Source organism: Azospirillum sp. BE72, from assembly GCF_031455875.1.
Classification (GTDB): domain Bacteria; phylum Pseudomonadota; class Alphaproteobacteria; order Azospirillales; family Azospirillaceae; genus Azospirillum.
In genome coordinates, this window is record NZ_JAVDTO010000013.1 from 100,108 (window position 1) to 123,991 (window position 23,884).

Here is a 23,884-nt window from a genome sequence, read left to right on the forward strand (position 1 = left end):
AGACCATGAAGGGCATCATCCTGGCCGGCGGCTCCGGCACCCGGCTCTACCCGGTGACCCGGGCGATCAGCAAGCAGCTGCTGCCGATCTACGACAAGCCGATGATCTATTTCCCGCTCAGCACCCTGATGCTGGCGGGCATCCGCGACATCCTGGTCATCACCACGCCGCACGACCAGCCGCTGTTCCAGACGGTGCTGGGCGACGGGTCGCAGTGGGGCCTGAACCTGACCTATGCCATCCAGCCCTCGCCCGACGGGCTGGCCCAGGCCTTCATCATCGGCCGCGAGTTCGTCGGCAACGATCCTTGTGCGCTCGTTCTCGGCGACAACATCTTCTACGGCCACGGCCTGACCAACCTGCTGCGCGCGGCCGGCGAGAAGACCGACGGCGCCAGCGTCTTCGCCTATGGCGTGCGCGACCCCGAACGCTACGGCGTGGTGGAGTTCGACGGCCAGGGCCGGGCGCTGAGCATCGAGGAGAAGCCGGTTGCCCCGCGCTCCAAATGGGCGGTGACCGGCCTCTATTTCTACGACAACGACGTGCTGGACATCGCCGCCGCGGTGAAGCCGTCGGCGCGCGGCGAGCTGGAGATCACGTCCGTCAACGCCGCCTATCTCGACATGGGCAAGCTGTCGGTCGAGCAGATGGGCCGCGGCTATGGCTGGTTCGACACCGGCACCCACGACAGCCTGCTGGAGGCGGCGGAGTTCGTCCGCACCATCCAGCACCGCCAGGGCCTGCAGATCGCCTGCCCGGAGGAGATCGCCTACACCTCCGGCTGGATCGATGCCGAGCAGGTCCGCCGCTTGGCCGAGCCGTTGAAAAAGAACGACTACGGGCGCTACCTGCTCGGGCTGCTAAGCTGAAGGATCAAGCGGCCCTCCTGCCGCGTTGTCCCTTCGCGGTTTGCCGGCGGTCCGCCTTGTGACGGCCGCCGGATACCGCCATTGCCAACAGCCAAGACAGGAAGGCAGCCCTTGCCGGCCCTTACCAACCGAAAGCGTGTCCTCGTCACCGGCGGCGCCGGATTCCTGGGATCCCACCTGTGCGAACGGCTGCTGGCGGCCGGGAACGACGTGCTGTGCGTCGACAACTTCTTCACCGGCAGCCGCGACAACGTCCTGCACCTGCTGGACAACCCGCATTTCGAGCTGATGCGCCACGACGTGACGTTTCCGCTCTATGTCGAGGTGGACGAGATCTACAACCTGGCCTGTCCGGCCTCGCCGATCCATTACCAGCACGACCCCGTGCAGACGACCAAAACCAGCGTGCACGGCGCCATCAACATGCTGGGGCTGGCCAAGCGGGTGGGGGCGCGGATCATGCAGGCCTCGACCTCGGAGGTCTACGGCGACCCGGCGGTGCATCCGCAGCCCGAGGAATATTGGGGCAACGTGAACACCATCGGCCCGCGCGCCTGCTATGACGAGGGCAAGCGCTGCGCCGAGACGCTGTTCTTCGACTATCACCGCCAGCACAAGCTGGACATCAAGGTCATCCGCATCTTCAACACCTACGGCCCGCGCATGCACCCCAACGACGGGCGCGTGGTGTCGAACTTCATCATCCAGGCGCTGAAGGGCGAGCCGATCACCATCTACGGCGACGGCCAGCAGACGCGGTCCTTCTGCTATGTCGACGACCTGATCGAAGGCTTCCTGCGCTTCATGGACACGCCGGCGGGCGTCACCGGCCCGATCAACCTGGGCAACCCCGGCGAGTTCACCATGCTGGAACTGGCCGAGAAGGTGATCCGCCTGACCCGCTCGGCCTCCAAGATCGAGCACAAGCCGCTGCCGCAGGACGACCCCAAGCAGCGCCAGCCCGACATCGCCAAGGCCCGCGCCCTGATGGACTGGGAACCGGTCGTGCCCCTGGAAGAGGGGCTGGACCGCACGATCGCCTATTTCCGCGGGCGCTTCTTCGGCTGAGGGGGGACTATCCCCCTCTCCCCCCCGGGGAGAGGGTCGGGGTGAGGGGGATGCACAGCGTGGATTCTTGGGTGAGGGCCGCCGCGCGCCCCCCTCACCCTAACCCTCTCCCCGGGGGGGAGAGGGGATCATGAGCCGCTCCTCCCAGGCGAGCGCCGAGGCGACGATGGTCTCCAGGTCGGCGTGGCGCGGGGTCCAGTCGAGCGTGCGGCCGATGCGCTCGACGCCCGCCACCAGGGCCGGGGGATCGCCGGCGCGGCGCGGACCGATGCGCATCGGCAGCGGCTTGCCGGTCACCCGCTCCACCATCGCCAGAACCTCGCGCACCGAATAGCCGCGGCCGTAGCCGCAGTTCAGCACCTCCGACGCGCCACCCGCCTCCAGATGGCGGAGCGCGGCGACATGGGCGTCGGCGAGGTCGCTGACATGGATGTAGTCGCGCACGCAAGTGCCGTCCGCCGTGTCGTAGTCGTCGCCGAAGATCTGCAGCTCCGCCCGCTGGCCGGTGACGGTCTGGGCGGCGATCTTGATCAGGTGGGTGGCGACCCGCGACACCTGGCCGGAGCGGCCCTGCGGGTCGGCCCCGGCGACGTTGAAATAGCGCAGCGCGACATATCGCAAGTCATGCGCCGCCGCGCTGTCGCGCAGCATCCACTCCGTCATCAGCTTGGAGGAGCCGTAGGGGTTGATCGGCTTGGTCGGCGTCTGCTCGTCGATCGGCAGGCGGTCGGGCATGCCGTAGACCGCGGCGGTGGAGGAGAAGATGAAGCGGCCGATCCCGGCCTCGACGCAGGCCTCGACCAGGGCGTGGCTCTTCACCGTGTTGTTGCGGTAGTAGGCGAGCGGCCGTTCCACCGATTCCGGCACGACGATGCTGCCGGCGAAATGCATCACGGTGCCGATGCCGTGGCGGGCGAAGGTCTCAGCCAGCAGCGCCTTGTCGCCGACGTCGCCCTCGACCAGCGGAACGCCGTCGGGCAGGGCGGAGCGCCGGCCGGTCGACAGATCGTCCAGCACCACGACGGCGCGCCCCTGGTCGCGCAGCGCCAGCACCACATGGGAGCCGATATAGCCGGCGCCGCCGGTCACCAGCACGGTCGCGTTGTCGCTCGTGGTCATGTCCGCTCTTCGTCTTTGCCTTGGGGGCGATTGGATCAGAGTCGGAAGATAGTCGTCCGCCCATGCTGCACTGCGGGCTTTTCCGCCGAACGGACGACATCATTCGAACGACCTCCAACGCCCCGGCCCGATCCCGATCTCCGGCCGGATGGGGAGGGAGCCGGAAAGAGCGGCTTAGTCGAGGTAGTAGCGCAGGATGACCGTCCGCTGGAGCACCAGGATGCTGACGATCGGGAAGAGCCACACCATCCAGGTCAGGCCGCGCCCGAGCACGGGCGCCCAGCCCGAAGCCCCGCCGGAAACCGGTTCCTGCCGGCCGCTCGCGAAGGCCAGCGGCAGCAGGGCCGCCAGCGGCAGGAAATAGCGCCCCTGCACGCCGTCGACCCACAGCTGGCCGACCGGCGTCCACACCATGTAGAGCGCTCCGAACAGCAGCGCCCCGGTCGCCAGCACGACGGCCAGCGTCACCGCCGAGGCGCGGGCCGGCCCCCCGGAATACCAGTCAGCCAGCCGGCGGCCGAGCAGCATCGGCAGGAAGGACAGCAGCAGGACGAGGTAGGCGGCATCGTAATAGGGCTTGGGCAGCCGGGTATCGACCCAGCCGAGAATGCCGACGAACTGCTGGTAATACTCGTGGCCCCAGACCTGGAAGGTCTTCACGGCGATGGTGAAGACGGCCAGCGGGTTCTCCAGCAGGAAGCGGAGCTGGCCCATGGCGTCGGTGGGAGCGTCCTGGCGGATCAGCGGCGTCTGCACGGCGAGCGCCATCCACACCGCCCAGCCGACGGCGGCGGCCAGCGAGGCGGCGACGGCGAGGCGCTTCACCGCCGCCCGCTCGGCCGGGACCGCCAGCGGCATCAGGCAGAGCAGGACGTAGGGCTGCTTGGTCATGCCCACCAGGGCGAAGCAGGCGGCACTGGCCCAGACCTCCGCATTGCGCAGCGGCCGGCCTTCGGACAGTGCCCGGGCCAGGAAGGCGATGCCCAGCGCGGTGACGGTGATGACCAGCCCGTCCTGGCTCATCGACGCGTAGAGGGAGACCGACATCGGCAGCAGCAGCACCGCGAACAGCGGCAGATGCGCCCGCCCGGCCAGCAGCAGGGCGAAGAAGCCGACGAGGATGCAGGTCAGCGCGTTAGCCGCCCGTGCCAGATACAGCGTCTGCACCACCGGCAGGTCGAGGGCCTTGCCGAGCGCGATGGCGGCGGCCTGCGGCAGGTAGAAGAAGGGCGGGTAGGGGGCGGTGTTCTCCGCCGCGACGTTGAAGACCCGGCCGTCCCAGCGGGCGGTGAAGGCCTTGGCGTAATCCTCCAGGTTCGCCCTCTCGTCCGGCTTGAAGGGGACATGGTGGAAGGGGAAATAGGCCTCGATGATCGCGACATCGGACGGGCCGCCCGCCGCGATCCGCCCGTCGGTCGGAACCCTGGCGGCCACCCAGTAGCCGTGGGTGATCATGTTGGCCCGGTAGATGTGGGCGGGCTCGTCGGCGGTCTGGAAGGGCGGAAGGCTCCAGACCAGAAAGAATGCCGAGATGGTTGCCAGAACGGCGAAGAGAAAAGGACCAATCCGCTGCATCACCAGACCTGTCGCTGAATGGGCTGGTGGTGGGTACTCCATCCGCCGGGCGGGCGCCACTTGGAAACTGTGACGCAGCAGGAGGCGGGGAGGGCGGGGCGGACGATACTCCCTGGAAAATGCCGGCTTTCCTCAAACAAGAACAAAGGACACGGGAGCCGCAGTCCTGTCCCTGAAGGGTGAGAAGATTGACAACCCTTATCCTTGGATCGATATTCCTCCCGTGGCCACAAGGCACGAGCCCAAGCGCCCAAAGGGTACCAGCCGCATCACCGGCGACAGCCGGTGCCTGGACCCGGAGTAAGAGGGCCGGCCGTGCGGAAGCCGGTGATTGCTGTTCGCATCAATCCTGCGTGCCTCGTGGCCACCAACTCCCACCCTGTCCTTCGATGCCGCTGTTCCGGAAGTCATCTCTCCCAGATCAGCTTGGCGCCGCGTTTGTTGAAATCGGGCAGACGGACGAGGGGATAGCCGGTTATCACCTTATATTGCGCCGCTGGGATCCCGATCGGGAGAACATGGCTGTATTCGGCAACCACCACCGTCTTGACGACACCGTTGAACTTCAGAAGCCAGAGCCTGCCATCCCGCTCCAGGTAAAGCTTCTGGTAACCGCTTGCCGCGATCTGCACATACTGCTCGACCCGCATGTTCCGGTAATAGTGCTCGATCTTTGCCTTGTGCTTCCATTCGATATGGGTGAAGCCGAAAGACTTGTCGCCGACCGGCAGGATCACCGTGCCGGCTTGACATAAAACGCTGCCGCGATGATCTGCCACATGCGGAATGTTCCCAAAGGAAAACGACCCGTCCGGCGCCATGACCGGGGTTTCCTTTGACGGCACCAGCATCGATTCCTGCCTTACCAAGCACACGGAACGGGGGATCGGCCATCCTACAGGCGGTTCCCACCCTTCCTTATACTACCTTTTCAAGAGGGAAGCCCAACACCCGCATCTTCCGGGAGAGCCATCATCCCTTACGGCTCGCGGATGCTTTCGTCGAGCACGCGGATGACGGGGTAGAGGAAGTAGGACAGCACCGAGCGGGTGCCGACCCGGATCTCGGCCGAGGCGACCATGCCGGGGCTGAGGTTGGTGCCGGCGGGCACCGCCTCCAGCCGGGTGTCGGTCAGGCGGATGCGGGTGCGGAAGACGGCGCCGGCAGTCGGCCGGGGAGCGTCGGGGTTGGCGACGCCCCCTTGGGCGCCCTGGGGATCGTGGGTGAAGGCGTCGGCGCTGATGGTGCGGATTTCGCCGGGCAGGGTGCCGTGGCGCTGGAAGGGGAAGGCGTCCAGCTTCACCCGCACGAAATCGCCGACCCGGACCAGACCGATGTCGCGCGACGGGATCTCGGCCTCCACCTCCAGCGGCACGTCGGCAGGCACCAGGGTGACCAGCGGTTCGGCCTCGCGGACCACGGAGCCGACGGAGCGCTTGGCCACCTCCAGCACCACCGCGTCGACCGGGGCGGTCAGGGTGACCAGCGAGCGGCGGCGCTCGGCCTTGGCGATCTGTTCCACCAGGGTGGCCCGCTGGCGGGTCTGCTCCACCAGTTCCTCCGCCGTCTTGCGCCGCCATTCGTCGATGAAGGCGGCACGGTCGGCCTGGATGCCGCGCAGTTCGTGCGCGCTCGCCTGCTCGCGGTCCTGCAAGGCGGTCAGCTCGTCGCGCATGCGCAGCCGCTCGACCCGCGCCTCCAGCCAGGTCAGGCGGGAGCCGGTCTGGCGTTCCTGAAGCTGGCGGCGGATGTCCTCCACCTCGCCCACCACGGCGAGCCGCTCGGCAAGGCCGGCCTGGGCGCGGCGGCTGGCGGCGATGGCGCTGTCCAGTTGCCCGGCCTTCTCGTCCAGCGAGGCGAGACGGGAGCGGTATTCGGCGCGGCGGCGCTCCAGGATGGCGGCCTGAACCGCGGCATCGGGGTTGTTGGCGGGGGTGAAGTCGCTGCCGTCCAGTTCGGCGCGCAGCCGGCCGATCTGGGCCTCGACGCCGGCGAGCTTGCCGGTCAGGTCGGCCAGATCGGCCGCGGCGAAGGTGGGGTCGAGCGTCGCCAGACGGTCGCCGGCCCGCACCCGGTCGCCGACCTGGACGTCGACGCCGCGCACCACCGCGGTCTCCAGCGGCTGGGCCACCACCAGCGGCGCCGTGGTCACCAGCCGGCCGCCGGCGGTGACGATGCGGTCGACCTGGGCGAAGCCGGCCCACAGCACCAGCGCCACCAGCAGCCCGGCCAGCACATAGAGGGTGGAGCGCGCCAACCAGGGCAGCGGCGCATGTTCGATGGCCGCCCCGTCCGGCAGATACTCCAGCGCGAAGCCCGGCGGTGGGGCCGACGGGGCGGGCAGGGCGGTACTGCGGCGGGCTGGGGACGGGGGAGCTTCAGCCTTGGCCGGGACGACCTCTCGGCCGGTATCGGCCTGTGTTGCGTCCTGCTCCATCTCGGGCATCGGTGCATCCGGCATGGCTCAGCGCCCCCGGTTCTGCTGCTGCCACAGATGCCGGTATTCGGCACAGCGGTCGAGCAGGATTGGGTGGGGGGCGAGGTCGAGCAGGCGGCCCTGCTCCAGCACGGCGATGGTGTCGCAGCCCGTCAGGGTGGACAGCCGGTGGGTGACGATCAGCACGGTGCGGCCATGGGCGATGCGCCGCAGGTTGGCCATGACGATGGACTCGCTGTCGGGGTCGAGCGCGCTGGTCGCCTCGTCCAGGATCAGCAGGCGCGGCTGGGGCAGCAGGGCGCGGGCGATGGCGATGCGCTGCTTCTGGCCGCCGGACAGGTTGCTCGCCCCCTCCTCCACCAGCGTGTCGTAGCCGTCGGGCAGGCGGTGGATGAACTCGTCGGCGCCGGCCAGCCGGGCGGCCTCGACGATCTCCTCGCGGCTGGCCTCAGGCATGGTCATGGCGATGTTGTCGCGGATGGTGCCGCGGAACAGGAAATTCTCCTGCAGCACCACGCCGATGGAACGCCGCAGATGGGCCAGATCCAGTTCGCGGATGTCGAGCCCGTCATAGCGGATGGTGCCGTCCTGCACCGGGTAGAAGCCCTGGAGCAGCCGCATCAGCGTGCTCTTGCCCGAGCCGCTGCGCCCGACCAGCCCGACGACGGAGCCGGCCGGCACGGTCAGGGTGACGCCGTCCAAGGCCGGCGGCCGGTTGCGGTCGTAGCGGAAACCGAGCCCCTCGATCTCGATGCGGCCGACCAGGGCGGGGCAGGCGCCGCTGCCCTCGCGCCTGGGTTCGGCCGGGTGGTTCATCACCTCGCCCAGCATGCGCACCGACAGCGCGGTTTCCTGGTACTGGTGGATCAGCGAGACGATCTGGACCAGCGGCGTCACCACCCGGCCCGACAGCATCTGGAAGGCGATCAGGGCGCCGACCGACAGCTGGCGATCGAAGACGTCGAAGGCGCCGACGGCAACCACCGCCACCATCATCGCCTTCTCCAGGAACTCCGTCACCGTGCGGGCGGCGATGGAGATGCGGCCGACCCGGTAATGGCTGGTCACCGCGCGCGCCGCCTTGCGGTCCCAGCTGCGGCGCTGCTGCGGCTCCAGGGCCGACGACTTGACGGTGCGCATGCCGTGGATGGTCTCCACCAGCATGGCCTGCCGCTCGGCGTCGGCGTTGTAGAGCTCGCCGAGCCGGCTGCGGTAGATCGGCACCAGGGCGACCATCACGCCGGCGATCAGGGCTGCGAACAGCAGCGCCACCAGCGTCAGCTTGACCGAATAGAAGAACAGCACCGGCAGGAAGACCAGCAGAACCAGGCTGTCCAGCACGGTGGACAGCAGGTTGCCGGTCAGGAACTCGCGGATGCGCTCCACCTGCTGCATGTGGCGCACGGTGACGCCGGCCGAATGCCCGTCGAAGAAGGTGATCGGCAGGTCGAGCAGATGGCCGAAGGTGCGGTTCAAGAGGCGGATGTCGATGCGGTTGGCCGCCGCCAGCAGGATGAACTGGCGCAGGAAACGGAAAGCCGCCTCGAACAGCAGGGCGCCCAGCACGCCGATGGTCAGCACCTGCAGCGTGGCGATGGTCTCGTTCACCAGCACCTTGTCGATCACGATCTGGAAATAGACCGGGACGGCAAGGGCGAGCGCGTGCAGGACCAGCGCCGCCGCCACCACGTCGCGGAAGGCGGATTTCTGGCGCAGGATCTCCGGCACGAACCAGCGCAGGCCGAAGGGCTGGCGCGGGTCGGCGAGGCCGTGGCGCGGCTTGAGGAAGATGAGTTCGCCGTCCCAGCGCTCCAGGAAGCGGTCACGCGGCACGTCAATCGGCTCCAGCCGGTCGGCCAGCGGATCGACGACGCCGACCATCGGTTCCTCGTCGGGACGGGACGGACGCGCCAGTCCGATCAGGATGACGGTGTTGCCGTTGGTCAGCCGCGCCAGCAGCGGGAAGACCGGGGGCAGGGCCTGCAGGGCCTTCCAGTCCAGCCGGCGGGCGGTCGCCTTGAAGCCGGTGGCGGCGGCGATGCGCAGCAGATCGGCGGTGGACGGCTCGCCGTTTGGTCCGCTGGGGCCGGGAGCGACGCGGGGGCGCAGGGCGGCCGGCGAGGCCGACAGGCCGTGATGGCGCGCCACCAGCGTCAGGCAGCGCAGCGCGGTGCTCCCGTCCGGGTCGCGTCCGGGATCATGCGCGGGTTCGTGATCCGACCCACGACCGGCACCGGAAGCCGCGGCGGGCGGCGTCGAACCTGCGTCGGGCATGGCGATCAGCCGAAGTTCGGCGAGCGCGGCGGGCCGGGCCGGACGGGCGGAGAGGCCGGTGCCTGCACCGCCGACTGGGCCGCCGACTGGGCCGCCGGATGGCCGGCGGAGGAGGCGCCGTGGGGAAGCGGGGGGACGGAACCGGAAGCCGCCGTACCGGCGCCGGGCACCAGCACGCCGGCGGCCTCCAGCCGCTGGCGCATGCCTTCCAGCGCGGAAAGGCTGGCGAGGAAGCCCGGCAGGCTCATCACCAGCCGCTGGCGGATGGCGGGCAGCGGCTGGCCGTTGTCGTCCTTGCGCAGGGCCGACAGGCTGAACAGGTCGATGCGGACCATGCCGTTGCCGAAGCCGATGTCGAAGACCCCGTCGGCATAGAGTTCGGGGATGCGGTCGTCCGGCGGCGGCTCGATGGTCATGCGTGTCTCGGTGGGGAATGGTGTCAAAGCAAAAAAAACCGGGGCGGAAAAGCCCGGGGGCGCTCCGACCGTTTTACCCGAAAGACGGGAAAACCACCAAGTCGGAGCGCCCGCAGGACAGTCCCGGCGCTTAGAAGTCACAACAGGGTTAAGCCCCCTCTCCAAAGGGGGAGGGGAACCCTGCCGGTGGGACGGCGATCAGCCGAGCTGCGTCACCGACAGCGTGTAGCTGCCATAGCGGGAGCCGACGCCCGCCACCTGGAGGGTGTGGTTGCCGGTCGTGGTCGGGGTGAAGGTCAGCTGCGAATTGAGGCCGACACCCGAATCGTCGTCGTAGCGGAGCAGCGAACCACTGCCGTCGAAGACGCGCAGGTAGGGGTTGGTCAGGGTGCCGCGGCCGGTGTCCGCCCCCTCCAAGTCGATCTGGTAGCGGACGCCGCGGGTCAGGGCGACGTTGACGCTGTCGCGCTCGTACGGGAACGACAGGACGTCGGACACCGGCGGGAAGACCTCGGTCAGGCTGGGCTGGCTGACGCTGACCTGATAGGTACCCGCGCCGCCGCTGGCGAAGCTGCCGGCGGACAGGTAGTAGGTCCCGGTCTGGGTCGGACGGAACTGGATCAGCGCATCGCGTCCGGTGCCGCCGTCGTCATCCTGGGCCAGCAGGCTCCGGTTGCTGTCGAACAGGCGCAGATAAGGGTCGTTCAGCGTGCCGTTGCTGGAGCTGGAGCCGTTCTGGCGCAGCGTATAGAGGATACCCCGCTGCAGGGTCACGGCATAGGTGTCGGTTTCACCGGCGATGCTGAGCGTGTCGGTGTGCGGAGTGCCGGTGGTCGAAAGCGTCGGGATCGTGGGGCCGCTGTTCACGGGCTGCATCGGAACGATGCGGCGCCCTTCGAAAATTCCGAAGTTCCGGTAGTGCTCCAGGGCCGCGCGGTAACGGTCGTTGCTGCTGCTGCCGCCGATGGCCGACTGCAGATCGGCGTTGGCCGCAAAGTAGGACGCGATGTCGACGCTGGAGAAATCGTAGCTGGTGGTGCGGTTCTCCCGATAGCCGAAGGAGATGAAGTGCTGAACCGCCAGCGAAGCCGAGGAGAAGCCGAGGTCGGTGTTCGCGGCCATGTACCCCGACGCGTCGAAGCTCGTGGTCCGGGTCTCGCGATAGCCGACGGAGATGTAGTGCTGGACCGCCGTGCTCGTGTTCAACCCCACCTGGAGCAGGTCGGCGTTGGCAGCCAGATAGCTCGACGAGTCGAAGGTCGTGGAACGGCTTTCGGTGCGGCCCGCAGCGAGATAATGGCTCTCGGCACTGCTCAGGCTCACACCGGCCCGAATGAGATCGGGGTTCGCAGCCAAATAGCTTGCAGCATCAAATCCGGCGATAGGCATTCTTCTACCCCCCAATAAAATCTATGCCGCGAGCCCATCAGGCAAACGGCGTTCAGAATTTTATTTTTAGGTAATTACCGCGGATCAATGCTGCATTATGGCGCGCTTATGCATTCCTTTAATACTATGTCTATATTTTACCAGACGAATTTTCATCAACGCATACGCTTGTATCTTCATTATTTTTCCGATTCCGGTTGCTTGTGTATGTTTTTTGCCGGCTTCACAAGAGCCACAGTGTGGATTTGCTCATTGAATGCAAATTGAGAGGGCGGGTTTCGAAAGACTTCCCGAATCATTTGCACTCAAAAAGAAACAGCCCCTGATGGAGAACCATCAAGGGCTGCAAGCCGAAAAAGCCGGGCAGGATGCCGGAAATCCGGAGCGACCGCTCAGTTGCGGCCGTAGACGTCCTCAAGCCGGACGATGTCGTCCTCGCCCAGGTAGGAGCCGGACTGCACCTCGATGATGGTCAGCGGCACCTTGCCGGGGTTCTCCAGCCGGTGGACCGTGCCGATCGGGATGTAGATCGACTGGTTTTCGTAGACCATCACCTGCTCCTCGCCGCGGGTGACCAGCGCGGTGCCGTTGACCACCACCCAATGCTCGGCACGGTGATGGTGCTTCTGCAAGGACAGGCGCGAGCCGGGGGCGATGGTCAGGCTCTTCACCTGGAAGCGGTCGCCGGTGTGCAGCGACTGGTAGGAGCCCCAGGGGCGGTGGACCCGGCGGTGACTGACGGACTCGCTGCGCCCCTCCGCCTTCAGCCGGTCGACGATGCGCTTGACGTCCTGGGCCTGGGAGCGGTCGGCGACCAGAACGGCGTCGTCCACCACCACCACCACGGCGTTCTCCACCCCGACCACGGCGGTCAGGTGGTTGTCGCTGCGGACGTAGCAGTCGCGGGCGCCCTCCAGCAGCACGTCGCCGACGACGACATTGCCTTCCCCGTCCTTGCTCCCGACGTCCCACAGCGCCGACCAGGCTCCGACATCGGTCCAGCCGATCTCGCAGGGGACGACGGCGGCGCGGTCGGTGCGCTCCATCACCGCATAGTCGATGGAGATGCTGGGCGCCTTGGCGAAGGCGGCGGCATCCAGGCGGAAGAAGTCGAGGTCCTTGGACCCCTGCTCCAGCGCCTCGCGGCAGGCGGCCAGCACCGCCGGGGCGTGGCGCTCCAGCTCTGCCAGCAGGCGGGCGGCCGGGAACAGGAACATGCCGCTGTTCCAGGCATAGGTGCCCTCGGCGAGATAGCGCTCGGCCACCTCCAGCGACGGCTTCTCGACGAAGGCGGCGACGTTGTAGGCGCCGTCGGCCTCGTCCATCGAATGGCCGCGGCGGATATAGCCGTAGCCGGTCTCCGGCCGGGTCGGGGTGATGCCGAAGGTGACGAGGCGCCCGGCCTGGGCCGCGCGGGCGGCGATGGCGACGGCCCGGCGGAAGGCGTCGGCGTCGCGGATCTCGTGGTCGGCCGGCAGGATCAGCAGAAGCGCATCCGGATCGTCGGCCGTCACCGCGAGCGCCGCGAGCGCGCAGGCGGCGGCGGTGTTGCGGCCGGCCGGCTCCAGGATGATGCCGCGCGGGGTGCAGCGCGACTGGCGCAGCTGCTCGGCGGCGAGGAAGCGGTGTTCCTGGTTGCAGATCACCAGGGGGGCCGAGAAGACGGCCTCCACGGCCGCGCCGGGCTGCGTGGAACCGGGTTGCGCGCTGACCCGCAAGGCGGTGTCCTGCAGCATCGTCCGGTCGGAGCAGAGCGGCAGGAACTGCTTGGGATACAGTTCGCGCGACAAGGGCCACAAACGGGACCCCGTACCGCCGGACAGCAGCACCGGGACGATCTTCTGCGCGGAATTGCCGTTCATCCTGCCGCCATCTGTTGTGTGAGCATGTGTTCGGGCGCCGGGACACCCGAGGTCGGAACCGAGGGCCGGCGCCATGGCGGTTCGTTATAGACCGCGCTTTCCGCGCTCCACAAGCACCCCTCCGAGACCCATCCGACCGGGGCGCCCCTTCCGGGAGGAGGCGAGACAAGACTCCAAACGGGACGGCTCCGCCATCCGGAAACCAGGCCAACGGCCAGGTCCGAGGTTGGAGTCTTGTCGCGCCCCCCTGCCCGGCGGTCCCCGCAGACCGCGATCGGACGGGCGATCGGGGAGAACCCAAGGGGACAGGGGCGCGACAGAACTCCAAACCGGCCCCCGGACCGGACCGATGCGGAGCCGTGAAACAAGAGCGGGTCACGGCCGATTCGCCTTCGCGACTCGGAAACGAGCGAATCGGAAGCGATTCGGGGTCGAATCGAAATGTCCCGCCTGGAGTCTTGTCGCGTCGGCCGAAAAATCCACAGGCAATGCGGACTATCCGCTGGAGTCTTGTCGCGGGAGTTCTGGAGTTTTGTCGCGCGACTCGCGATTCTCTACTGGAGTCTTGTCGCGCAAACTATTAACTGAATCAAATAACCGTACAAATAGTTTGAGCGACAAGACTCCAAATTGCTGGCACTAACCGGCCGTGATATAGGGTTCCTCGCAAAGTCGTGCCAAGGTCAGCTCGCTATGGGACAGATACATACCCTGATCACCCAGCTTGGACGCGACCAGGCGAAGGCGCTCCAAACCGATCCGGATCAGCGTTCGCTAGTCGACGTCGCCGCTGCCGTCCTCGAAGAGGAGCGGCAGGAGCTTGGCATCACCTATTCGGGTTTTGCGCTGACCGCGCTTCCGCATCGTCGTCTTCCCGACGACCAGCCGTGGGAGCGTCGCGGACATAAGATCCGCTTGCTGATCGAGCCTGGACGACTGCCGATCCGCAACGGCGGTTTTAAGCTTTACGGCGTTCCCTACGGCAGCCGCGCGCGGATGATCCTGCTGTATCTGCAGACCCGCGCGATCCAGACCGACAGCCGCGAGGTCGAGCTGGGCCGCAGCATGCACGAATGGCTGGACCGCATGGGCCTGTCGGTGGGCGGCCAGACCTATCGCGACATCCGCGAACAGGCCTCGCGCATCGCCGCCTGCAACCTGACCTTCGCCTGGGAGGACGCCCACAGCATCGGCTTCGAGAAGGGCTCGATCGTCAAGGGCGGCATCCATTTCTCGGCCAATGCCGGGGCGGAGCCGGGCCAGGGATCGCTGTGGGAGGACCGCGTCCTGCTGTCGGAGGCCTTCTTCCGCGAGCTGAAGGCCCACCCGGTGCCGATCTGGGAACCGGCGCTGCGCCACATCCAGAACAACAGCACCAGCATCGACATCTATATCTGGCTGGCCTACCGGCTCCACAGCCTGAACCGCTCCACCCCGATCACCTGGCCTGCGGTGTTCGAACAGTTCGGCGCCGGCTACAGCCGCCTGCGCGATTTCCGCAAACGCTTCATCGAGGCCTTGCAGCTGGCGCTCGCCGTCTATCCCGACGCGCGGGTGGATGTGGAGGAGCAGGGGCTGATGCTGCACCCCTCGCCGCCGCCGATCCCGGAGCGCAAGTTCGCCCAGCTCTGCCGGTGAAACTGCGGGGCTGTCATAAGACGCTTTCAGCACCCGATCCGTGCGACCGTCATCCCCGCGAAGGCGGGGATCCAGCTTTCCTGTATAAGCCCTTGAAATAACTGGATTCCTGCTTTCGCGGGAATGACATCTTGCAAACGTTCGAGACTGGAGCGGGGGCGTCCCACCCCCTGCGACAAGACTCCAAACTCCGCCCCCTCAGGGGTTGGCGCGCAACGCCTTCGCCAGCGGGTCGAGCAGGCGGCGGAGCGTTGAATCCAAAAGGCTTTCGTCCAGGTTGCCGGACAATGCCAGGGCCTGGGGCGGCGTCATGAAGAAAGGCGCGCCGGCGGCGGATCCGCTGCGCTGAAGGGTCGCCGCGAGCGCGAGAAGCCGGTTTCCGCCTTCCGGCCGCAGGGTGGCGTGGACCAGCAGCAGCAGGGTGCCGGGATCGGCGATGCGGGCGTCGTTGGGGGAGAGCGCCGCAACCGCCGGGCCGAAAGCCAACAGCCCCGACAGCACCGCGGCGGCGCGGCCGCACAGCGCCTCGTCGCCCAAATCCGGAACAGGCCCGCCGTCGGCGTCCACCGCGCAGAGCAGGCCGACGCGCTCGACACGCTGGAAGAAGGGCAGGGGCGACATGGCGGCGGCCTCCGGGATGTGAAGGAACAGGCTTGCGGCGAGCAGCAGCGCCGGGCGGATCCGCATCATCGCACCTCTTCGGTATCAGCGGTGGGCTCGGTGTCGGCGGTGGGGCCGGCATCGTCCGGCGGGCGGACAGCTTATAGGCGCAAGGCGGCCGGGGCGGAACGGATGCTTACGGGGGGCCTCGGGAGGACCCCAGTTTTTCAGGCCGGCACCGGCTCCCGGTTCGCTATGAGACTGTTGATCGCCTGCTCCGCCAATGCCGAGCGGAGCGGCAGCCGGCCGTACAGCTCCGGCGGGGCGAGGGAGCGGGCGCGGTCGTCGCTGACCACGTCCACCAGCAGGACGATCCGCTGCTCGTCGGGAGCGTTCTCCACCTGGTGGGGGAAGGTGAAGTCGCCGGCCCACGGAGTCCCGGCCGGATAGGCGGCCGGGCTGTCGCCGATCCAGGTGACGGCGGCGGGCGGGGCGATGATCGGCACGATCAGCCGCGCTTCGGGCTGGTGCAGGCCGGCGCCGTCGTAATGCCAGCGGAGCAGGCCGCCGGGCTCCTGCCGGTGGACGTAGCAGGACAGGATGCGGCAACCCAGCCCCTCCAGCAGGGCGCGGGCGCTCGGCATCATGTCCAGTGCCGGGGTCGGCCGGCCGGTGGCGCGCAGGTTGTCGGAGCCGAGCCCCTCCTCGATCAGGGTGATCGACGACCAGCTGCCGTCGCCGGCCATGAACATGCGCCCCTCGTCCCCCGTCGCCGCGTCGAGGGCCGCGAACTCGCGCTGGAGCGGCGCCGGGTCGGTGCGGACGGTCAGCGGGGCGTGCAGCATCAGGCCGCTGCCGGCGGTGACCTGCTGCCAGGGATGGAGGGGGCGGGACTGCATGGCGGGCGAGCCGTTCGGTTGTGGTTCCGTTCAGTTCTTAAACTTTTTCCGGGAGATGTGCCAGTCGGGGCGTCCCGATCGAGCGGATGGTCTTATGCATCGACAGCGGCGATGGATGGTTGCAGGCTGTCGCCCCCGTTCTCCGTCTTCCGGACATCGTCCTTCCATGCGGATCCTGTTCGTCCACCAGAACACCCCCGGCCAGTACAAGCATCTCGTCCGCCATTTCGCGGCGGATCCGGCCCATCAGGTCGCCTTCATCGGCAAGGTCCGGCGCGAGCTGCCGGCCGGGGCGCAATTGGCGCTCTACCGGCCGACGCGCGAACCGGGCGAGGCCACCCATCCCTATATCCGCATGTTCGAGGGGCAGGTGCTGCACGGGCAGGGCGCGGTGCGCGCCGGTCTGGCCCTGCAGAAGGAAGGCTTCACCCCCGACGTGATCTGCGCCCATCCCGGCTGGGGCGAGGCCTTGTTCCTGAAGGACCTGTTTCCGGACGCGCGGCTGCTGCTCTATTGCGAGTTCTTCTACCGGGCCGAGGGCTCCGACGTCGGCTTCGATCCGGAGCGGCCGGTGACGCTGGAGACGCGCTGCCGCATCCGCACCAAGAACGCCACCCTGCTGACCGGGCTGGACGCGATGGATTGGGGCGTCAGCCCGACGGAGTGGCAGCGGCACCAGCATCCCGATGCCTTCCGCCCGCGCATTTCGGTGATCCATGACGGGGTCGACACCGCGGTCTGCCGGCCGGATCCGGCCGCCACCGTCACCCTGCCCGACGGCCGCACCCTGTCGCGCGACGACGAGGTGGTGACCTATGTCGCCCGCAACCTGGAGCCCTACCGCGGCTTTCCCACCTTCATGCGGGCGGCGGCGGAGCTGCTGCGGCGCCGGCCCAAGCTGCATATCCTGATGGTCGGCGGCGACGAGGTCAGCTACGGCGCCCCGCCCGAGGGCGGCGGCACCTGGCGCGAGACAATGTGGCGGGAGACGATGCTGGACGCCGCCGGCGCGCCCAGGCATGAGGCGGCACGGCTGCATGTTCTGGGCAAGCTGCCCTATGAGCAGTACCTGTCGGTCCTGCGCGTCTCGCGCGCCCACATCTACCTGACCTTCCCCTTCGTCCTGTCCTGGTCGATGCTGGAGGCGATGGCCTGCGGCGCCGTGATCGTCGGGTCCGACACGCCGCCGGTCGCCGAGGTGATCGAGGACGGGGTGAACGGGCTGCTGACGGATTTCTACGATCACATGGGGCTCGCCGACCGGGTGGAAACGGTGCTGGACGACCCGGAGCTGCGCGCCGCCCTGTCGGCCGCCGCAAGGCGGACGGCGGTGGAGCGCTTCGACCTCGCCACCGTCTGCCTGCCGGCGCAGATCCGCCTGCTGCAGGACGTGCAGGCCGGGCGGATGCCGGCTCTTTAGGAAGGGGAGGTCACCGGCCCGCCGCCATCCTCTCCAGGTCGCTCCGCACCGCCTCGAACACCGGCGTCCAGTCCTCGTCCGGGCCCTGGCGGTAGAGGCGCATCGACGGGTACCAGGGGGTGGTGGGGCCGGTGCGGCCGTAGACCCAGTAGGGGACATGCTGCACCAGGTTCCACACCGGAACCCCCAGCGAGCCGGCGAGGTGGGCGACCGAGCTGTCGGTCATGATGACCAGATCCAACGCCTCCAGGACCGCCGCGGTGTCGGCGAAGTCCTGCATCTCCGGCCCCAGCGCCGTGATGGGGGCATCGGGCAGGGCCTGCAGCTCGGCCTCCGGCGGCCCCTTCTGCAGGCTGTGGAAGACGGTGCCGGGAACCGACAGCAGCGGCAGGAAGCGCTCCAGCCCGGCGGCGCGGATGTGGTTGTCGCTGAAGCCCTGGTTGCCGGACCAGACGATGCCGACCCTGAGCCGGCCGTCGCGAGGCCCCAGCAGCCGGGCGGCCTTGGCGCGCGCCTCCTCCGGGACGGTCAGGCGGGCCGGCGGCGGCACCGTGGCGGCGGTGGTGCCGAAGCGGTGCGGCAGGCTCATGATCGAGCTGTGGACATGGTAGATCGGCGTCGGCGCCACGTCGCGCGGCACAAAGGCGTCGACCCCTTCCATCCCGGCGAACAGGCGGCACAGCTCGTCGGCGCGTTCGACCACCACCCGGCGGGCGCCCAGTCCCTTCAGCAGCGGCAGGTAGCGCGCCATCATGATGGTGTCGCCGAAGCCCTGCTCGGTGGTGATCATGACGATCCTGCCGTCCAGCGGCTCGCCGGTCCAGCGCGGCCCCGGATGGGGGCGGTAGGCCTGCAGCTGGTACTCGTCCAGCCAGTAGCGGCATTCGTAGTCGGCGAAGCCCTCCTCATACTCCCCCTCGTGCAGGCGGATCTGGGCGCGGCCCCAGCGGTGGCTGGGAAGCTCCGGCTGCAGGCGGATCAGCCGCTCCAGCGCCTCCCGGCAGGCGGGGAAGTCGCCGCGGCGCTGCAGGGCCACGGTCAGCCGGAAAAGGGCGTCTGGATCGGCCGGGGCGAGCGCCAGGGCGCGCCGGACGGCGTGCAGCGCCTCGGCATGCCGGCCGCAATGGGACAGGGCGAGCGCCCGCTCGGCCCAGGCGGCGCCCTGGCCGGGATCGAGGAGGAGGGCGCGCCGGCTGCTGTCCGCGGCCATGCCGCGCAGGCCCGGCCGGTTCAGCACCTTGCCGCGGATGACCCAGCCTTCGGTGTCGGCCGGATCCTCGGCCAGCCGGAACTCGATCGGCCGGGGCGGCGGCTGGGGGGCCGGCTGGAGCGGGGCGGCGAAGGGGGCGCCCAGGAAAGCGCCGGGGAAGGGCGGGAAGCCCGCCATGGGGGGGACCGACGGCAGGGGCGACAGGGGGGTGTTCGTCATGAACCGGCCAGCGGAGTGAAGAAGGGAAGGGCGGCGGGAAACTATAGAGAAGGCCGTTCGCCACCCGCAAGGCGCGACATCCACCAAACTGTGTCGCGCATGGGAGGTGCCGGCCGACGGTGCCGCCCGGCCCCCTCCCTTCCCGACGGGCCTTGCGCCGGGGGGCATCCTGAATTAACCCGATTGTCAGAAAGCACCGGTTACGGTCGGGGTTCATTTCGATCCCGATGCGGCGCCCGCCCCGGAGCATCCGGCCGGCGGGGTCCGGCCCGGCGGTTTCGAACGATGCGGCTTCAATGGACGGAACCGGCGGTGACGACACACTCCAGCAAAGCGGGCGGGGCCATGCCAGGGACTCCGGCGGATGGATCGGAGGAGTCCGCCCTGTCCGGGACCGGGCTGGAGGCGGGGCTGCGCATGCTGGACGGCCGGTCGGTCCTGATCACCGGGGGGACCGGCTCCTTCGGGCGCCGCTTCGTCGAGACGGTGATGCGCCACGCCGAGCCGCGCCGGGTCATCATCTTCTCCCGCGACGAGTTCAAGCAGTACGAGATGCAGCAGCGCATGCCGGCGGAGTGGGCGCCGACGCTGCGCTATTTCATCGGCGACGTGCGCGACCGCGAGCGGCTGGAGCTGGCGATGCGCGGCGTCGATTTCTGCGTCCATGCCGCGGCGCTGAAGCATGTGCCGGCCGCCGAATACAACCCGATGGAATGCATCCATACCAACGTCTACGGGGCGGAGAACGTGGTGCGGGCGGCGCTGTCGATGGGGGTGCGGCGCGTCGTCGCGCTGTCGACCGACAAGGCGGCCAACCCGATCAACCTCTATGGCGCCAGCAAGCTGGCATCGGACAAGATCTTCATCGCCGCCAACAACCTGTCGGGCGCGCTCGACACCCGCTTCGCGGTGGTGCGCTACGGCAACGTGGTGGGCTCGCGCGGCAGCGTCGTCCCGCTGTTCCGCAAGATGATCGCCGACGGCGCCGACCATCTGCCGGTCACCGACAAGCGGATGACCCGCTTCTGGATCACGCTGCAGCACGGCGTCGATTTCGTGCTGTCCTGCTTCGCCATGATGCAGGGCGGCGAGATCTTCGTGCCGAAGATCCCCAGCATGCGCATCGCCGACCTCGCCCGCGCCATGGCGCCGGACCTGCCGCAGAAGATCGTCGGCATCCGGCCGGGCGAGAAGCTGCACGAGGTGATGATCACCGAGGATGATTCCCGCCAGACCTACGAGTTGGCCGACCGCTACGTGATCGAGCCGGCCTTCGCCTTCTGGCAGCATGCGCCGTACGAGCGGCTGAACGCCCGTCCGGTGGCAGACGGTTTCCGCTATGCCAGCGACGGCAACGACGACTGGCTGGACGGCGAGCGGCTGCGCGACCTGCTGGCGGAAGCGCCCTGATGGCGGAGATGCCGTTCCTCCCCTACGGCCGCCAGTCGGTGGAGGAGGAGGACATCGCCGCGGTGGCGGCGGTCCTGCGCGGCGACTGGCTGACCCAGGGGCCGGCGGTCACGGCCTTCGAGCGGGCCTTGGCCGCGCGGGTGGGGGCGGCCGATGCGGTTGCCTGCGCCAACGGCACCGCGGCGCTGCGGCTGGCCTATGCCGCGCTCGGCATCGGGCCGGGCGACGCGGTGGTGGTGCCGTCGAACACCTTTCTCGCCACGGCGTCGGCCGCCCGCCACGCCGGGGCCGAGGTCGCCTTCGCCGACGTCGATCCCGACAGCGGCCTGATGGGCGTGGCCGAGGCCGAGGCCGCCATCGCCCGCGGCCGCAAGGCGGGCTGGCGCGTCCGCGCCCTCGCCCCCGTCCATTATGCCGGCCAGACCGCCCCGATGACCGGGACGGCCGGGCTGGCGGCACTCGCGCAGGCGGAGGGGCTGGCGCTGGTCGAGGATGCCTGCCACGCCATCGGCACGGTGGATCTGTCCCCGGATGGCGAGACGCCGGTCGGCGCCGGACGCGCGGAGGTGGAGGCGGGGTCGCTGACCGTCTTCTCCTTCCATCCGGTCAAGACCATCGCGGCCGGGGAGGGCGGGGCGGTCACCGGCGGCGATCCGGCGCTGATGGCGCGGGTGCGGCGCCTGTGCAACCACGGCATGATGCGCGTGCCCGAACCGGGGGAGGGCTTCGCCGATCCCGACGCCGCGCTGGATGCGGAGGGAAAGCCCAACCCCTGGTACTACGAGATGGCGGAGCCCGGCTTCAACCACCGCCTCTCCGACATCCATGCGGCATTGGTGCTGAGCCAGCTCGGCCGGCTCGACCGCTTCGTGGAGCGGCGGGCGCGGCTGATGGCGCTCTATGCGGAGCGGCTGGCGCCGCTGGCCCCGCTGGTGCGGCCGCCGGTCCCGGTGCCCTGGTGCCGGCCGGCCTGGCACCTGTGCGCGGCGCGCATCGACTTCGATGCTGCTTCGGATGATGCTTTGGATGCTGGGGGGCGGACCCGTTCGGCCGTGATGACGGCCCTGCGCGGCCTGGGCATCGGCACCCAGGTGCACTATATCCCGGTCCATCGCCAACCCTACTGGCGCCGCCGTTACGGCGACCTCGCCCTGCCCGGCGCCATGACCCATTATGCCCATACGCTGTCGCTGCCGCTGTTCCCGGCCATGGCCGACGGCGACGTCGACAGGGTCGCCGCGGCGCTGGAACGGGTCCTGTCCTGACGGATGTCCAGCCGGCCATCCTGACGGAAGATCAGGGTCCGGACCGTTTCGCCCAAGCGATTCCGTTAGCGTTTTGGACAGGATGGACGGATAACAATGGCGTCGTCAGGACGGCATAGGCCTAGGTCCAACGGCTGAAGAGCCGCATGGCCGGGGTCGGGTCATCCCGAGCGCCGCTCCACAGTGCTTCGCGTACGGACCTCCGAATTTGCTTCGCAACACGCTCTGGAATCTGCTTGGCGAAGGCCTCCCCATGTTGGCGGCCCTCGTGTCGATTCCGTTGCTCATCTCCGCCGTCGGGATGGAGCGTTTCGGCGCGCTGACCCTGATCTGGGCGCTGCTCGGCTATCTGGGGGTGCTCGACCTCGGGCTGGGACGGTCGCTGGTGCAGGTCGTCGCCGACCGGATCGGCCATGCGGGCCATGCAGGAGATCCGGAAAACAAATCCGGAGCCGACCAGGGCGTCGGCGGCACGGCGGGCATCGCCGGGCCGGCCATCGCCCTGATGGGGGCCATCGGCCTCTTGACCGGCGGGGCGGTGGCGCTGGGCGCCGGGCTGCTGGCCGACCGGTTCCAGCTGGATACCGGCACCTCGCCGGACGAGATCCGGCTGAGCCTGCTGATCGCGGCGGCCATCGTGCCGATCGCGCTGGTCTCCGCCGGCCTGCGCGGCGTGCTGGAGGCGCACCAGCGTTTCCGCCCGATCAGTCTGGTGCGGATGACGGTGGGGGTGCTGAACTACCTGAGCCCGCTCTGCGTGCTGCCTTTCAGCCAGAGCCTGGTGCCGGTGATCGCCGCCATCGCGGTGGGGCGCTTCATCGGGCTGGTCGGCTATGGCGTGCTGGCGGTGCGCCAGATGCCGGACCTGCTGCGCCCCATCCGCTGGGGCCGCCAGAGCCTGCGCGGGCTGTTCACCATGAGCGCCTGGATGATGCTGAACAATCTGGTCGGCCCGGCGATGCTCTATGCCGACCGCTTCATCCTGCTCAGCCTGGTGCCGGCGGCGATGGTCGCCTTCTACACCACCCCGTTCGAGCTGCTGTCGCGGCTGATGGTGATCCCCGGCGCCCTGTCGCTGGCGCTGTTCCCGCTGGCCTCCAGCCTGTTCCGGCGCGACCCGCCGGCGCTGGGCCGCATCCTGGACGCCGGCGGCCACCTGACGCTGGCGGTGTTCCTGGCGATGCAGGCCGCCACCATCGTCGGCGGCGAGACGGCGCTTGAGCTGTGGCTGGGCCCGGCCTTCGCCGCCAACAGCGCGTCGGTGCTGTCGATCCTGATGCTGGGCGTCTTCTTCAACGCCACCGCCTATGTGCCCAACACCCTGATCCAGAGCGTCGGCCGCGTCGACGTGACCGCCCGGCTGCAGCTGGCCGAGCTGCCGGTCTATCTCGGCGTGCTGTGGCTGCTGGCCGAGCGCTACGGCGCCGTCGGCGCCGCCGCGGCCTGGAGCCTGCGCACGGCGGTCGATTGCGGGCTTCTGCTGGTCCTGCTGCCGCGCGTGGCGCCGGGCACGGGGGCGGTGGCGCTGACCATCGGCCTGCGCGCGCTGCTGGCCGGGGTGGCGGGAACGGCCGGGCTGCTGGTCGGCGGGCCGGTGGGGGCGGCGATCAGCCTGACCGGCCTGCTGGCCGTCGGCCTGGGCGTCGCCGGCCGGCTGCTGCGCACGCGGTCCTGGGAGAAGCTGTCCGCCCCGCTGCGCAAGTCCCGCGCCGCCCGGCTGATCGACGGAACCGCGGCGGACCGGACGTAATATAACGGCCGGTCGCGGGCTTGCGGCCGCGCTCGACCGCCACGGTGCGCGGGTGGTTCCTTTGCCGCCGGAAATGCGCTATGTGAGCGGAAACTCTGTGCAACGCTGGTTGGAGTTCGAAGGCCATGGCCGAGGGTACTGTGGACTATTACGCGATGGTCGAAGAGGCTTGGCAGCTCAGCGACACCGCGCGCGACTATGTGAAGAACGCCGGCCGCGAGGTGGACAACACCGAGCTGTGGGAAAAGGTGTTCGCCTCCTCGCCGCTGATCGACCTGGAGCGCACCCGCGCCGAAGGCGGCCAGCCGCTGCAGAAGATCTTCTTCAAGAACCCCTACGGCCTGCAGTACCGCGCCGACCACAAGGACTGGATCCCGTTCCGCCACGGCGCGCTCGACCCGGCCTATCTCCAGGTCATCTGACAGGGCCGTCCGGCGGACAGTGCCGTCTTGCTGCGGGGGTTT

At 68.9% G+C, this 23,884-nt stretch carries 19 protein-coding genes; 8 read left to right on the top strand and 11 right to left on the bottom strand.

Features of this window, described 5'->3' with window-relative positions; translation table 11 throughout:
* Positions 1-5: 5 nt before the first annotated feature.
* Entirely contained in the window at positions 6-869 is an 864-nt protein-coding gene (rfbA, locus tag J2Y49_RS24370) for a glucose-1-phosphate thymidylyltransferase RfbA (RefSeq protein WP_194910525.1), read from the top strand.
* A gap of 111 nt (positions 870-980) precedes the next feature.
* Positions 981-1,937, top strand: coding sequence for an SDR family oxidoreductase (locus J2Y49_RS24375; RefSeq protein WP_310117584.1), 957 nt, complete (start codon positions 981-983; stop codon positions 1,935-1,937).
* A gap of 99 nt (positions 1,938-2,036) precedes the next feature.
* On the opposite strand, the gene galE is transcribed toward J2Y49_RS24375, so the two are convergent.
* The 8 genes from galE to J2Y49_RS24415 form a co-directional block, all read right to left on the bottom strand.
* Positions 2,037-3,056 carry a UDP-glucose 4-epimerase GalE gene (galE, locus tag J2Y49_RS24380; protein ID WP_310117586.1) on the bottom strand — a complete coding sequence of 340 codons (1,020 nt, stop codon included), beginning with the start codon at positions 3,054-3,056 and terminating at the stop codon, positions 2,037-2,039.
* Between the two features lie 174 nt (positions 3,057-3,230).
* Positions 3,231-4,631 carry a DUF2142 domain-containing protein gene (locus J2Y49_RS24385; RefSeq protein ID WP_310117588.1) on the bottom strand — a complete coding sequence of 467 codons (1,401 nt, stop codon included), beginning with the start codon at positions 4,629-4,631 and terminating at the stop codon, positions 3,231-3,233.
* A gap of 407 nt (positions 4,632-5,038) precedes the next feature.
* On the bottom strand, positions 5,039-5,482 hold the full coding sequence (locus J2Y49_RS24390) for a hypothetical protein (protein WP_194910518.1): 444 nt from the start codon (positions 5,480-5,482) through the stop codon (positions 5,039-5,041).
* 128 nt (positions 5,483-5,610) lie between these two features.
* Positions 5,611-7,077, bottom strand: a complete 1,467-nt coding sequence (locus J2Y49_RS24395; protein ID WP_310117589.1) for an HlyD family type I secretion periplasmic adaptor subunit — start codon at positions 7,075-7,077, stop codon at positions 5,611-5,613.
* 18 nt (positions 7,078-7,095) lie between these two features.
* Positions 7,096-9,342: a peptidase domain-containing ABC transporter gene (locus tag J2Y49_RS24400; protein WP_310117591.1), complete on the bottom strand. Its 2,247-nt coding sequence runs from the start codon at positions 9,340-9,342 to the stop codon at positions 7,096-7,098.
* 5 nt (positions 9,343-9,347) lie between these two features.
* Positions 9,348-9,758, bottom strand: a complete 411-nt coding sequence (locus tag J2Y49_RS24405; RefSeq protein ID WP_310117593.1) for a hypothetical protein — start codon at positions 9,756-9,758, stop codon at positions 9,348-9,350.
* 198 nt (positions 9,759-9,956) lie between these two features.
* On the bottom strand, positions 9,957-11,081 hold the full coding sequence (locus tag J2Y49_RS24410; RefSeq protein ID WP_310117595.1) for a pre-peptidase C-terminal domain-containing protein: 1,125 nt from the start codon (positions 11,079-11,081) through the stop codon (positions 9,957-9,959).
* 458 nt (positions 11,082-11,539) lie between these two features.
* A complete protein-coding gene (locus J2Y49_RS24415; protein WP_194910512.1) occupies positions 11,540-13,009 on the bottom strand; it encodes a mannose-1-phosphate guanylyltransferase/mannose-6-phosphate isomerase in 1,470 nt (489 codons plus the stop codon).
* A 693-nt stretch (positions 13,010-13,702) separates the two neighbouring features.
* Between J2Y49_RS24415 and J2Y49_RS24420 the strand changes: the two genes are divergently transcribed.
* On the top strand, positions 13,703-14,647 hold the full coding sequence (locus tag J2Y49_RS24420) for a replication protein RepA (RefSeq protein ID WP_012978551.1): 945 nt from the start codon (positions 13,703-13,705) through the stop codon (positions 14,645-14,647).
* 198 nt (positions 14,648-14,845) lie between these two features.
* On the opposite strand, the gene J2Y49_RS24425 is transcribed toward J2Y49_RS24420, so the two are convergent.
* Positions 14,846-15,337 carry a hypothetical protein gene (locus tag J2Y49_RS24425; RefSeq protein WP_310117604.1) on the bottom strand — a complete coding sequence of 164 codons (492 nt, stop codon included), beginning with the start codon at positions 15,335-15,337 and terminating at the stop codon, positions 14,846-14,848.
* 137 nt (positions 15,338-15,474) lie between these two features.
* On the bottom strand, positions 15,475-16,146 hold the full coding sequence (locus J2Y49_RS24430; RefSeq protein WP_310117606.1) for an aspartyl/asparaginyl beta-hydroxylase domain-containing protein: 672 nt from the start codon (positions 16,144-16,146) through the stop codon (positions 15,475-15,477).
* A gap of 166 nt (positions 16,147-16,312) precedes the next feature.
* On the opposite strand from J2Y49_RS24430, the gene J2Y49_RS24435 reads away from it, so the two are divergent.
* Positions 16,313-17,566 (top strand): glycosyltransferase family 4 protein, encoded by a 1,254-nt coding sequence (locus J2Y49_RS24435; protein ID WP_310117608.1) that lies wholly within the window; start codon positions 16,313-16,315, stop codon positions 17,564-17,566.
* Between the two features lie 10 nt (positions 17,567-17,576).
* Here J2Y49_RS24435 and J2Y49_RS24440 read toward each other — a convergent pair whose 3' ends face one another.
* Complete coding sequence (locus J2Y49_RS24440) at positions 17,577-18,995, bottom strand: tetratricopeptide repeat-containing glycosyltransferase family protein (protein ID WP_310117610.1); 1,419 nt, start codon at positions 18,993-18,995, stop codon at positions 17,577-17,579.
* 345 nt (positions 18,996-19,340) lie between these two features.
* Between J2Y49_RS24440 and pseB the strand changes: the two genes are divergently transcribed.
* The 4 genes from pseB to J2Y49_RS24460 all read left to right on the top strand — a co-directional run bounded on the left by pseB (position 19,341) and on the right by J2Y49_RS24460 (position 23,842).
* Positions 19,341-20,405 carry a UDP-N-acetylglucosamine 4,6-dehydratase (inverting) gene (pseB, locus tag J2Y49_RS24445; RefSeq protein WP_206692270.1) on the top strand — a complete coding sequence of 355 codons (1,065 nt, stop codon included), beginning with the start codon at positions 19,341-19,343 and terminating at the stop codon, positions 20,403-20,405.
* The gene (locus tag J2Y49_RS24450) at positions 20,405-21,670 is read left to right on the top strand and encodes an aminotransferase class I/II-fold pyridoxal phosphate-dependent enzyme (RefSeq protein ID WP_310117612.1); all 1,266 of its coding nucleotides are present in this window, start codon (positions 20,405-20,407) and stop codon (positions 21,668-21,670) included. The genes pseB and J2Y49_RS24450 overlap by 1 nt, the downstream gene beginning before the upstream one ends.
* Before the next feature lie 253 nt (positions 21,671-21,923).
* Positions 21,924-23,420, top strand: a complete 1,497-nt coding sequence (locus tag J2Y49_RS24455; RefSeq protein WP_310117614.1) for a flippase — start codon at positions 21,924-21,926, stop codon at positions 23,418-23,420.
* A 125-nt stretch (positions 23,421-23,545) separates the two neighbouring features.
* Positions 23,546-23,842, top strand: a complete 297-nt coding sequence (locus J2Y49_RS24460; protein ID WP_044553747.1) for a hypothetical protein — start codon at positions 23,546-23,548, stop codon at positions 23,840-23,842.
* The last annotated feature ends 42 nt before the right edge of the window (positions 23,843-23,884 follow it).